This is a genomic window from Actinosynnema sp. NPDC037264, assembly GCF_055603705.1.
This window is the reverse complement of record NZ_JBVJVK010000082.1, coordinates 21,578-34,168: the sequence shown is the minus strand read 5'-3', so window position 1 is coordinate 34,168 and position 12,591 is coordinate 21,578. Positions and strand designations below refer to the sequence as shown.

Below are 12,591 nucleotides of genomic sequence, written 5' to 3'. Positions count from 1 at the left end.
ACACCCCCCACCCCCACCCCCCACCCCCCCCCCCCCTCCCCCCACCCCCTCCCCCCCCCCCCCCCCCCCCCCCCCCCCCCCCCCCCCCCCCCCCCCCCCCCCCCCCCCCCCCCCCCCCCCCCCCCCCCCCCCCGCCGCACGCTCAGGACACGAAGACGCAGGTATCGGTCCGCAAGCCGTTGTTGTGGAACACGGGCCACTTCAGCGCCGCGCGCGTGTTCGGGCCGTAGCTGCCGTCCGCGAGGACGCCCCGACGCTGCTGGGCGTACTTCAGGCGCTCCTCCGTGATGGCGCCGAAATCGCTGTCCGCGACGAGGTTCGGCGCCCAGTTGCAGTACTTCAACGCCAACTGGAGCGCGTTCACCGCGCTGCCGTAGGAACCGCGTTCCAGGTAGCAGGTCGTGCTGCCGGTGGCCTTGTGGTAGGGCTGCTTGGTGCCGTAGAGGCTGTTGTGCTGCACCCACTTCACCCCGTCGCACCAGCCCACCGCGGCCGCGGCCGCGGTGCCTCCCGCACCGACGACGCTGAACCCTGCGAGCAGTGCCGCTGCCGCGGCGATCGTCGCGATGTACCGACGCATGGTCGTCCTCACGTTCGCCACCGGCGAGTCCGCCGGTGCCTCCCCTGTGGTCGCCACGCTAGGTCGCGCCGCCTTTCGGCGGAGTCAGGCGAACACCCGACACGGTCGATCGCCGGGCACGCCGATGGCCGGGCGGGTCAGGCCGGTGCGGTCGTCGGGCGCGAGGACGTGAGGCGGAACGCGGCCAGGCGGAAGTCGCCGTGCAGCGTCAGCGACAGGTCGTGGACGCCGTCCGGCCGCTCCTCGAACCGCGCCGCGGCCGTCGTCCACGCGTAGCGGTCGCCCGTCACCGGCACGTCGACCGCGCCGAGCGACCGGTCGCCCAGGTGGAACTCCAGCCGGGCCCGCCCCGGACCACCCACCCGCGCCACCTCGACCTGGACGCCCGCGGCGCCGGTCAGGTCCGCGGCGCGGAACAGCAGCGTCGCGGGCCGCGCCGGGTCCGCCGGTGCGACCGCGTCACCGGTCACCCGGGTCGCGTCGACCAGCGCGAGCCCCGAGTAGTCGTCGAAGTCGACCGCACGGGTGTCCCGGTCCACCACCGCGCGCGGCGTGGGGTCCTCGCCGGTGACGGAGAACCGCGCCACGAGGACGTGGTCCTCCGCGGAACGGGCGACGACGATCTCGTAGTCGCCCGGGTCGACCGCGAACGCACCGCGCTCGACGTCCCAGTGCGCGAGCCGGTCGACGGGCAGCCGGAAGGTCAGCTCCTCGCCTTCCCCCGCGCCGACGCGGACCTTGCGGAAGTCGACGAGGCGCAGCCGGGGCGCGTCGTAGCGGGCGGCCACCGCGCGCACGTAGACCTGGACCACCTCGCTGCCCGGCCGCGCACCGGTGTTCGCCACCGCCACCGAGACCTCCAGCGACCCGTCCTGCGGCACGACCTCCGACGACAACCGCAGGTCGCGGTAGGCGAAGTCGGTGTAGGACAGGCCGTGGCCGAACGCGTACAGCGGCGCGGTCCGGTGGTACTGGTAGGTCCACCCCGCCTTGATGACGTCGTAGTCGAGCGGGTGGGGCAGCTCGTCGCCGCCCCGGTACCAGGTCTGCGGCAGCCGGCCCGCCGGCTCCTCGTCGCCGAGCAGCACGGCGGCCAGCGCGTGACCCGTCTCCTGCCCGCCGTGGGACGTCCACACCACGGCGGGCAGGTGCTCGTCGGCCCAGTCCACGGCGTAGGGGTAGCTGCTCATCACCACCAGGACGGTGGCCGGCCGGACCTCGGCGACGGCGCGGAGCAGCGCCTCCTGCGTCCCGGGCAGCGCGGTGCCGGTGCGGTCCTGGGTCTCGCGGCCGTTGATGAGCGGGTGGTTGCCGAGGACGACGACCGCGACGTCGGCGGCGGCCGCGGCGGCGCGAGCCTCCGCCGCGCCGTCGCGGACCAGCTCGCGCGACCAGCGCTCGGCGGTCGCGGGCGTCTCGGCCGTGACGACCACGCGGCCGTCGGCCGGGTCGACCGCGGCGTAGCGGCCGGTGAGGACGTTGCGCACCAGCACCGCGTCGCCGTCGTCCGCGACGGGCTCCAGCACGAACGTCTCGTGCACGTCCCAGCTCTTGACGCGTTCTTCCTCGGTGACGAGGGTGCCGTACTTGGCGCCGAGGTGGCGGCCGGTGTCGGCGGAGCGCAGCGTCACCACGTCGTCACCCCACTCGGTGACGTCGAAGGCGGTGTCGCCGAGCAGGAGCCCGGTGGTGCGGGAACGCAGCGCGATGCGGTCGTCACCGGACACGCGGACCACGTCGCCGACCGCCTCCTCGAGCCCGGCGGCGACGGTGACCCGGTACGGCATCGTGCCGCTGTACCAGTCCTCGTGCAGCACGTCGGACAGCGGGCCGATGACCGCGACGCGGGGCGCGGCGGCCTTGTCGAGCGGCAGCAGCCCGTCGTTCTTCAGCAGCACCACGGCCTCGGTGGCCGCCCGCGCGGCGAGCACGCGGTGGTCCGGGTGGTCGATCGCGTCGGGGCCGATCGCCGCGTACGGGTCGAGGTCCGGGTCGAACTCGCCGAGGCGGAACCGCAGCTCCAGCTGCCGGCGCACGGCGCGGTCGACGTCGGCCTCGTCGATCAGGCCGCGCTCCAGCGCCTCGCGCAGCCGCCCGACCGGCGTGCCGCTGTCCGTGCCGTGGTCGGTGAAGCTGTCGATGCCCGCCTTGAGAGCGGCGGCGTGCGACTCCGCGTGGTCGTCGAAGTAGTGCTCCAGGTCGACCAGGTTGGACGGCGCCTCCGCGTCGCTGACCACGAACAGCTCGTGCCCGGTCGGCTCGGCCCAGCGGCGCAGCTCGTCCCCGATCAGCGGGCTGACGTGACACGGACGGCCGTTGACCAGGTTGTACGCGGCCATGACGCCGGTCGCCGCGCCGGAGGCCACCACGGGCCGGAACGCCGCGAGGTCGTACTCGTGCAGCACCCGGGGGCGCACGCCGGAGGACGTGGTGCAGCGGTCGTCCTCGTTGTTGTAGGCCAGGAAGTGCTTGAGCACGGGTGCGGCGCGCAGGAACCTCGGGTCGTCGCCCGCGAGCCCCCGGCAGAACGCCTCCGCGATCCGCGCGGTGTGCACCGGGTCCTCGGAGTAGCCCTCCTCGTTGCGCCCCCAGCGCGGGTCGCGCAGCAGGTTCACCACCGGCGCCCACGCCTGCAGGCTCGTCCGGCCGTCGCCCTCGGCCGGCGGCCGGTGCAGGTGGAACGCGCGCAGCTCGACCGAGGTCGCCTCGGCCACGCGGCGCACCAGCTCCTCGTCCCAGGTCGCGCCCAGGCCCACGGCCTGCGGGAACGACGTGGCGACACCCAGCCACGACACGCCGTGCAACGCCTCGGCCCCGGTGCGGAACGCGGCGACGCCCAGCCGGGGAACGGCGGGGGCGTACTGGTGCAGCATCGCGATCCGCTCGTCGAGCGTCAGCCGGGCGAGCAGGTCATCGACGCGCTTGCGCACGTCCAGCCCGGAGTCGTGGAACGGCAGCCGCCCGGTGGCGGACAGGGATGAGGAACTCACGCGGCACAACCCCTCGGGTCAGATCATGTGAAGCGCTTCAACGCTGACACGGAGCCCGTGACACTGTCAATGAGTGCCTGCCCAGCCTGCATCTTGGCGGCCAACTGGCTCTTGCCGTGCGCCAGGTCACATGACTACTCTCCCGGCATCGTCAAGCGCTTCGACACTCCGCTTTCAACGAAGAAGGGTGGCCCTGTCATGGGGATTGAGCTGAATCGCCGGAGGTTCCTGAGCGTCTCGGCCTCGGTCGCGGGACTCACGGCCATGGGTGGCCTGCTGTCCGCGTGCGGCGGCGGCGCCGAGCAGAAGACCGGCGCCAACAGCGACGCCCTCAAGTCCGCGCTCCCGAACTACGTGCCGAGCACGTCGATCAAGCCGGACATCCCCTCGGTGGCCGGTGGCGCGGACATCCTGACCGACCCGGGGTTCCTCACCTACCCTTCGAACCCGGTCGCCACGGTGTCCGGCGTGCCGGGCAAGGGCGGCAGGTACACGACCGTCACGCCGCTGTGGGGCACGATCCCGCCCGCCGACAACTCGTTCTACCAGGCCATGAACGAGGCGCTGGGTGTCACGCTCGACATGAAGCCCGCCGACGGCAACAACTACGCCACGATCATCCCCACCATGACCGCCGCCAAGCGGCTGCCCGACTGGATCCAGCTGCCGACCTGGTGGAACTCCAACTTCAGCGTCGGTGAACTGGCCGGGTCGCAGCTCGCGGACCTCACGCCCTACCTGTCCGGCGACAACATCAAGAAGTACCCCAACCTCGCGGCCATCCCCACGGGCGCCTGGCAGGCCGGGGCCTGGGGCGACAAGATCTACGGCATCCCGTCGTTCTCCAGCGGGTTCGTGGTCGCCGGCACCACGTTCTACCGCCGCGACCTCTTCGACGCCAAGGGCATCACCGCGGACCAGGTGAAGTCCGCCGACGACCTGATGAACCTGGGCAAGGAGCTGGCCGACGCCAAGGGCGGCGTGTGGGCCTTCGACGACGTGTGGACCTACATGTTCCCGTCGTGGAACGTGCCCCTCAAGTGGAAGGTCGACAACGGCAAGCTGATCCACAAGTACGACATGCCGGAGCTGCTGGACGCCCTGGAGTGGCACTACCAGCTCGCGACCGCCGGCTACCTGCACCCGGACGCGCAGGCCGGCGACAACACCAACGCCAACGTGCGCTTCTACTCCGGGAAGGTGCTGATCGGGGGCGGTGGCACCGGCGCGTGGAACGCCGCCGACCACCAGTCCGGCACGGCCGCCAACCCGAACTTCCGGCGGGGCTCCTTCGACTTCTTCACCGCCGACGGCAAGGGCGAGCCGCAGATCTACCTCGGCTTCTCCACCAGCATCATGAGCTACCTCAACAGCAACCTGAAGCCGGAGCAGATCGAGGAGCTGCTGGCGGTCGCCAACTACCTGGCCGCGCCGTTCGGCTCGAAGGAGTACACGCTGGTCAACTTCGGTGTCGAAGGCGTCCACCACACGATGGTCAACGGCGTGCCGACCGCCACCGAAGAGGGCAAGAAGAACGTCCAGGCGCAGACCTTCCCGTTCCTGGCCTCGCCGCCCGCGGTGGTCAGCAACCCCGGCTCGGACGTCGTCACCAAGGACCTCACCGCCTGGCAGGCCGCGAACGTCAAGCACCTGCGCAAGCCCGTGTTCTGGAACATGAACATCAGCCTGCCGCGGTCGATGGCCACCACCGACGCGGCGCAGGCCGTCGAGGACGCCATCAAGGACTGCTACCACGGCAAGAAGAAGGTCGCCGAAGTGAAGGAGGCGATCACCACCTGGAAGTCCAGCGGCGGCGGCGACAAGCTCGTCCAGTGGATGGACGAGAACGTGCTGCAGAAGCACGGGACCGGGCAGTGAGTTCCGCGGTCACGGAACGGCCCGCGCGCGAGGACGACGCGCGGAGGAACAAGCTGAGCCTGCGGGTGAGGCTGCGGCGCGACCGGTCGCTGCTGCTGATGACCGTGCCCGCCGTCCTGCTGCTCCTGGTCTTCAACTACGTGCCGCTGTTCGGGCTGCTGACGGCGTTCCAGGACTACAACCCGCTGGTGGGGGTGTGGAACAGCGAGTGGGTGGGCCTCGCCCAGTTCGAGGTCCTGTTCGAGGACTCGCTGTTCTGGGGGTCGCTGACCAACACGCTGTACCTCAGCTTCGTCCAGCTGATCCTGTTCTTCCCGATCCCCATCGCGCTGGCGCTGCTGCTGAACTCGGTGCTCAGCGAACGGCTGCGCAACCTCATCCAGTCCATCGCCTACCTGCCGCACTTCTTCTCCTGGGTGCTCGCGATCACGATCTTCCAGCAGATGTTCGGCGGTGCGGGGCTGCTCAACCAGTTCCTGCGCAGCAACGACATCGGCACCTGGGACATCATGACCGACCCGGACACCTTCGTGCTGCTGATCACCTCGCAGGCGATCTGGAAGGAGGCCGGCTGGTCGATCATCGTGTTCCTCGCCGCGCTCGCCGCCATCAACACCGACCTGTACGAGTCGTCCGCGGTGGACGGTGCCGGGCGGTGGCGGCGGCTGTGGCACATCACCCTGCCCGGGATGGCCGGCGTCATCATGCTGATGCTGGTGCTGCGCCTGGGCAACGCGCTCACCGTCGGGTTCGAGCAGTTCCTGATCCAGCGGGACGCGGTCGGCCACGAGGCGGCCGACGTGCTCGACACCTTCGCGTTCTACTACGGCATCGCCACCAACAACTACAGCTACGGCGCGGCGGCCGGGTTGTTCAAGAGCGTCATCTCGCTGCTGCTCATCTGGGGCGCGAACAAGCTGGCGCACGCCTTCGGCGAAGACGGGTTGTACCGGAAATGACCGAGACGCTGACCATCGAACGCACCAAGGACAAGCGCGCGGTGACCGGCCGGGCGCCCGCCCGGCGCCGCAAGCGCGGCAAACGACCGGTCTGGGAGGAGCCGCCGACCGCGGCCGGCCAGACCGCGAAGGGCTTGACCCTCGGCATGGTGGTGGCCGTGGTCCTGGTCCCGTTGTGGATCATCGTGGTGACCAGCCTGTCCACCCAGGCGGCGGTCAACCGCGCGGGCGGCCTGGTGATCTGGCCGACCGACGTGACCTTCGAGGCGTACCGCGTCATGCTGGGCGACTCCACGGTGCGCAACGCGCTGCTGGTCAGCCTCGGCATCACGGCGGTCGGCACGGCGGTGTCCATGGTCGTGTCGATCCTGTGCGCCTACGGCCTGTCCCGGTCCGGCTCGGTGGCCCACCGCTTCATCCTGGTGCTGCTGATCCTCACCATGTTCGTCAGCGGCGGCCTGATCCCGACCTTCCTGGTCGTCACCGAACTGGGCGGTTACGGGCAGTGGTGGGCGTTGATCCTGCCCACCGCGGTCTCGGTGTTCAACATCCTGGTGCTGCGGGCGTTCTACTCGGACACCTCGGCCGACCTGATCGAGGCGGCCCGGATCGACGGCGCGGGCGACTGGCGGATCCTGTGGTCGATCGTGCTGCCGACGTCCCGGGCCGTGACGGCGGTCGTCGCCCTGTTCTACGGCGTCGGCTACTGGAACTCGTTCTTCAACGTGATGCTGTACATGCCGACCGACAGCGAGAAGTGGCCGTTGCAGTACGTGCTGCTGACCTACGTGAACCGGGGCAACGGGCTGCCCGGGTCGGTGAACGCGGGCTTCGGCTCGCAGTTCTCGCAGACCGCGCCGCTGTCGTTGCAGATGGCGGTGGTGGTCCTGACGATCGTGCCGCTGCTGCTGGTGTACCCGTTCATGCAGAAGCACTTCCGTGTCGGCGTGCTCACCGGGGCGGTCAAGGGCTGAACCGGCACACTGGGCGCACGCGGGCACCGGTACGGGCCCGGAAGAGGACGAGAAAGCAGGAGCATCACGCATGGTGACACTCGCCGATGTGGCCAGGCACGCGGGCGTGTCCGCCAGCACGGTCAGCTACGTGCTCAGCGGCAAGCGCTCGATCTCCGAGGAGACCCGGCGCCGCGTCGAGCGTTCGGTGGCCGAGCTCGGCTACCACCCCAACGCCGGCGCCAGGGCGCTGGCCGCGAAGCGCTCGCACATAGTCGCCCTCGTGGTGCCCCTGCGCGCCGACGTCTACGTGCCGATCATGATGCAGATCGCCATCTCGGTCACCATGACGGCCCGCAAGCACGGCTACGACGTGCTGCTGATCACCAACGACGAGGGGCCGGAGGGCGTGCGCCGGGTCGCGGTGAGCGGCCTGGCGGACGGGGTGATCCTCATGGACGTCGGGTTGGACGACGAGCGCATCCCGGTGCTGCGCGAGTTGCGCACGCAGGCCGCGCTCATCGGCCTGCCCGACGACCACAGCGGCCTGTCCTGCGTGGACCACGACTTCGCGGCCGCGGGCGCGTTGTGCGCGGACCACCTCGCCGACCTGGGCCACCGGGAGGTCGCGTTCATCGGGTACGGCTCGGGGGTGTACCAGCGGCACGCCGGGTACGCCGAGCGCACCCTGATGGGCTTCCGGGACCGCGCCGAGGCCAGAGGTCTGCGCTTCGTGCACCGGCCGTGCGAGGGCACCTACGAGAGCACCGCCGGGACGCTGGCCCGCATCCTCGCCGACCGGCCGGACACCACGGGGTTCGTGGTGCAGAACGAGGGCGCGATCGGCCCGCTGCTCAGCCTGCTGCGCATCAGCGGGCGGACGGTCCCCGAGGACGCCTCCGTGATCGCGCTGTGCCCGGAACTGCTCGCCGAGCAGTACGCGCCGGCGCTGACGGCGGTCACCGGCCCCGCGCAGGAGCTCGGCCGGGTCGCGGTCGAGCAGCTCATGGAGCGGATCACCGCCGCCGGGCGCGACGAGGTGCCCGACGACGAGCTCGTGCTGCTCGAACCCGTGCTGACCGTCCGGGAGAGCACCGGCCCGCACCGCAGCCGGACCCCCAGCTCGACCTGACGACCACCGAGCGGCTCCCCCGCGCCCACCCGCCGTTCGGCGCGGACGCGGTGGACCGTCACCACCGCCAGGAGCACCGATGCACTTCCGCGATCTCGGCAACGCCCTCGAGTGGCGGGCCGGCGGCGAGACCCTGCGCGTCGAGGCGTGGGGGCCCGACGCGGTCCGGGTCCGGGCCACCCCCGGCGGACCGGTGCTCGACGACCTGCCCGGCGCGCTGCTCGACGCCCCGCCGGGCGGCGCGCCGGAGATCGACGTCGCCGAGCACCACGCGACCCTGGTCAACGGCGCGCTGACGGTGCGGGTCGACGCAGACACCGCCGGCTCGGTCACCCCGCACCTGCCGGCGACCGCGGGCCGGCTGACGTTCCTGCGCACGGCGGACGGCGCGGAGCTGCTGGCCGAGCAGCCCGCCCACTTCTGGTGGCCGGGCCCGCGGTCGGCGGCGCCGACCGGCAACGGCTACCACCGCCTGGAGCAGCGGTTCCGCGCCTACCCCGGTGAACGGCTCCACGGCCTCGGCCAGCACACCCACGGCCTGTTCGACCAGAAGGGCGCCGTGGTCGACCTCGTGCAGCGCAACGGCGAGGTGACCATCCCGCTGCTGGTGTCCGACCGCGGCTACGGCCTGCCGTGGAACTCGCCCGCCGTCGGCCGCGTCGAGCTGGCCGAGAACGGCACCCGGTGGGTGGCCGACAGCGCGCGCCAGATCGACTACTGGGTGACCGCGGGCCCGCCGGCCGACGTGCTGCGCCGGTACGCCGACGCGACCGGCCACGCGCCGGAGCTGCCCGGGTGGGCGGCCGGTTTCTGGCAGTGCAAGCTGCGCTACCGCACCCAGGAGGAGCTGCTGGAAGTCGCCCGCGAGCACCGGCGGCGCGGCCTGCCGCTGTCCGTGATCGTGTGCGACTTCTTCCACTGGACCCACCTCGGCGAGTGGCGCTTCGACCCCGAGGAGTGGCCCGACCCGGCCGCGATGGTGCGCGAGCTGGACGAGCTGGGCGTCAAGCTCATGGTCTCGGTCTGGCCGTCCGTGGGCCCGGCGAGCGAGAACTACCACCCGATGCGGGACCGGGGCCTGTTCATCCGGTCCGACCACGGGCCGGCGGCCCACGCCGACTGGCCGGACAAGGGCCTGGGCGCGTACTCGGCGCCGGTCGCGTTCTACGACAGCACCAACCCCGAGGCCCGCGACTACGTCTGGGAGCGCCTCCGGCGCGGCTACCACGAGCTGGGCATCACGGTCTTCTGGCTCGACGCCTCCGAGCCCGAGCTCAAGCCCGGCCACCAGACCGGTCTGCGCTACCACGCGGGTCCGGGCCAGGAGGTCGCCAACCTGTACCCGCGCGAGCACGCCCGCATGGTCCACGACGGGCTGCGCGCGGCGGGCGAGACCGCGATCATCTCGCTCAACCGGTCGTCCTGGGCGGGCGCGCAGCGCTACGGCGCGGCGCTGTGGTCCGGCGACATCGGCACGGACTTCGCCACGCTGCGGGCGCAGATCAAGGCCGGCCTGAACGTGATGATGTCCGGCATCCCCTGGTGGACGACGGACATCGGCGGCTTCCACGGCGGCGACCCGGACGACCCGGCGTACCGCGAGGTGCTGGTGCGGTGGTTCCAGTACGGGGCGTTCTGCCCGCTGTTCCGCCTGCACGGCTTCCGCGGCCCGGCGCAGGTCCTGGAGCCCGCCATGACCGGCCTGCCCAACGAGGTCTGGTCCTACGGCGACGAGGTCTACCCGATCCTGGTCGACCACCTCCACCTGCGCGAACGCCTGCGGCCGTACGTCATGGAGCAGATGCGCGCCGCCTCGGCGACCGGAGTGCCGCCGATGCGGCCGCTGTTCCTGGAGTTCCCCGACGACGAGCGGGCGTGGGAGGTCGACGACGCGTTCCTGCTCGGCCCTGACCTGCTCGTCGCGCCCGTCACCACCGCGGGGGCGCGGGAGCGGACGGTGCACCTGCCCGCCGGCGCCCGGTGGACCGACGCGTGGACCGGCCGGGAGCACGCGGGAGGGCAGGCGGTCACCGTCGCCGCCCCGCTCGAACGCATCCCCCTGTTCGTGCGCGACGACGCACGGCTGCCACTGCACGAGGAGCGGGCATGACGGCGCACGACCTGACCGGGCGGCTCGGCGGTCTCGCCTTCGGCGGCGACTACAACCCCGAGCAGTGGGACGAGCCGGTCTGGGCCGAGGACGACGAGTTGATGCGCCGGGCGCGGGTCAACCTCGCCACGGTCGGCGTGTTCTCCTGGGCCCTGATGGAGCCCGAGGAGGGCCGCTACGACTTCGCCTGGCTCGACGCCCACCTCGACCGGCTGCACGCGAACGGCGTCGCGGTCGACCTGGCCACGCCCACCGCGTCCCCTCCCCCGTGGTTCACCAGGGCGCACCCGGACGCGCTGCCGGTGACCGCCGAGGGCGTGCGGCTGGTGCACGGCAGCCGTGACACGTACTGCCTCGCCGCGCCGGCCTACCGCGACGCGGCCCGCCGCATCGCCGCCGCACTGGCCGAGCGCTACGGCAGCCACCCCGCGGTCGCGCTCTGGCACGTGCACAACGAGTACGCCACGCTCTGCCTCTGCGACCACGCCGCCGCCGCGTTCCGCACCTGGCTGCGCGACCGGCACGGCACGCTGGACGCGCTCAACGACGCGTGGGGCACGGCCTTCTGGAGCCAGCGCTACACCTCGTGGGACGACGTCCTGCCGCCGCGCGCCACGCAGTGGCACCACAACCCCGGGCAGTCGCTGGACTTCCGCCGGTTCTCCTCCGACCTGGCGCTGGCCGCCTACCGGGAGCAGCGCGACGCGATCCGCGCGCACAGCGACCGACCGGTCACCACGAACCTGATGCTGCCCGGCTACCAGAACCTCGACCTGTGGGCGTTCGGCCGCGAGGTGGACCTCGTGACCATCGACCACTACCCGGACCGGCCCGGTCTCGACGCCGCGGCGGACACCGCGTTCGGCGCGGACCGCGCGCGGTGCTTCGGGGGCGGCCGACCGTGGTTGCTCATGGAGCAGGGCGCGAACACCGTCTACGCCGAAGGCCGGGTGCTGCCGAAGGACCCGGGCGACATCCTGCGGCACACGCTGAGCCACGTCGCGCGCGGCTCGGACGGCGCGCTGTTCTTCCAGTGGCGCCAGTCGAGGGCGGGCGCCGAGACGTGGCACTCGGCGATGGTGCCGCACGCCGGGCCCGACAGCCGGATCTTCCGCGAGGTGCAGGCCCTCGGCGAGGCCGTCGCCCGGCTCGCCGAGGTGGCCGGCTCGACGGTGACCGCCGAGGTGGCGGTGCTGCACGACGCGGAGGCGTGGTGGGCGTCGGAGGCCGACGGCCTGCCCTCGCCGGAGCTCGACTACCACTCGATGCTGCGGCGTGCGCACCGGGCGTTGTGGGACGCGGGGGTCGTGACCGACTTCGCCCACCCCGAGCACGACCTGAGCCGATACCGCCTCGTCCTGGCCCCCGCCCTGCTCCTGATGTCCGACGCGGGCGCGGCGAACCTGCGCCGCTACGTCGCCGACGGCGGCACGCTGCTCGTCCAGCACTTCAGCGGCGTCGTCGACGAGCGCCCCCACGCCCGACTCGGCGGCTACCCGGCGCCGCCGCTGCGCGAAGCCCTCGGCCTCCGGGTCGAGGAGCCGCGGCCGTTGCGGCGCGAGGAGCGGATCACGCTGTCCGACGGCGCGCTCGGCACCGTGTGGAGCGAGTACCTGCACCTCGACGGCGCCGAGGCGATCGCGACCTACACCCACGGGATGCTCGCCGGACGCCCGGCGCTCACCCGCCACGCCTTCGGCGCCGGTCACGGCTGGTACCTCTCCACCATCCTCGACGCGGGCGACTACGGCGCGCTGGTCGAGCGGCTGCTGGGCGAAGCCGGCGTGCTCCGCGAGTGGCCGCCCGGCGTGGAAGCCGTCACCCGCGGCGGCCTGCGCTTCCTGATCAACCACGGCGGTGACGCCGTCCCGCTCCCCGAACCCGCGCACGACCTGCTCACCGGCGCTCCGCTGGCCGAACTGCCACCTCAGGGCTGCGCCGTGCTCCGGACACCCTGACCCCGAACCCGACCCCGTCGACCACGCCGTG

General features: G+C 72.3%; 8 protein-coding genes. 6 read left to right on the top strand and 2 right to left on the bottom strand.

Annotated elements, in window-relative coordinates; translation table 11 throughout:
• Positions 1-142 precede the first annotated feature (142 nt).
• Both ACZ7GX_RS41960 and ACZ7GX_RS41955 read right to left on the bottom strand, forming a co-directional pair.
• Positions 143-580, bottom strand: coding sequence for a peptidoglycan-binding domain-containing protein (locus tag ACZ7GX_RS41960; RefSeq protein ID WP_498785781.1), 438 nt, complete (start codon positions 578-580; stop codon positions 143-145).
• Positions 581-717: 137 nt separating this feature from the next.
• Positions 718-3,570 carry a glycoside hydrolase family 3 C-terminal domain-containing protein gene (locus ACZ7GX_RS41955; protein WP_498785778.1) on the bottom strand — a complete coding sequence of 951 codons (2,853 nt, stop codon included), beginning with the start codon at positions 3,568-3,570 and terminating at the stop codon, positions 718-720.
• Positions 3,571-3,768: 198 nt separating this feature from the next.
• Here ACZ7GX_RS41955 and ACZ7GX_RS41950 point away from each other — a divergent pair, with 198 nt between their 5' ends.
• The 6 genes from ACZ7GX_RS41950 to ACZ7GX_RS41925 all read left to right on the top strand — a co-directional run bounded on the left by ACZ7GX_RS41950 (position 3,769) and on the right by ACZ7GX_RS41925 (position 12,560).
• On the top strand, positions 3,769-5,448 hold the full coding sequence (locus tag ACZ7GX_RS41950) for an ABC transporter substrate-binding protein (RefSeq protein WP_498785776.1): 1,680 nt from the start codon (positions 3,769-3,771) through the stop codon (positions 5,446-5,448).
• Entirely contained in the window at positions 5,445-6,407 is a 963-nt protein-coding gene (locus ACZ7GX_RS41945; protein WP_498785773.1) for an ABC transporter permease, read from the top strand. Before ACZ7GX_RS41950 ends, ACZ7GX_RS41945 begins: the two co-directional genes overlap by 4 nt.
• Positions 6,404-7,381: a carbohydrate ABC transporter permease gene (locus ACZ7GX_RS41940; protein ID WP_498785771.1), complete on the top strand. Its 978-nt coding sequence runs from the start codon at positions 6,404-6,406 to the stop codon at positions 7,379-7,381. The genes ACZ7GX_RS41945 and ACZ7GX_RS41940 overlap by 4 nt, the downstream gene beginning before the upstream one ends.
• A 70-nt stretch (positions 7,382-7,451) precedes the next feature.
• On the top strand, positions 7,452-8,492 hold the full coding sequence (locus ACZ7GX_RS41935) for a LacI family DNA-binding transcriptional regulator (RefSeq protein ID WP_498785769.1): 1,041 nt from the start codon (positions 7,452-7,454) through the stop codon (positions 8,490-8,492).
• A 79-nt stretch (positions 8,493-8,571) separates the two neighbouring features.
• Positions 8,572-10,602, top strand: coding sequence for a glycoside hydrolase family 31 protein (locus tag ACZ7GX_RS41930; protein ID WP_498785767.1), 2,031 nt, complete (start codon positions 8,572-8,574; stop codon positions 10,600-10,602).
• Positions 10,599-12,560, top strand: a complete 1,962-nt coding sequence (locus ACZ7GX_RS41925; protein WP_498785765.1) for a beta-galactosidase — start codon at positions 10,599-10,601, stop codon at positions 12,558-12,560. The genes ACZ7GX_RS41930 and ACZ7GX_RS41925 overlap by 4 nt, the downstream gene beginning before the upstream one ends.
• Positions 12,561-12,591: the final 31 nt, after the last annotated feature.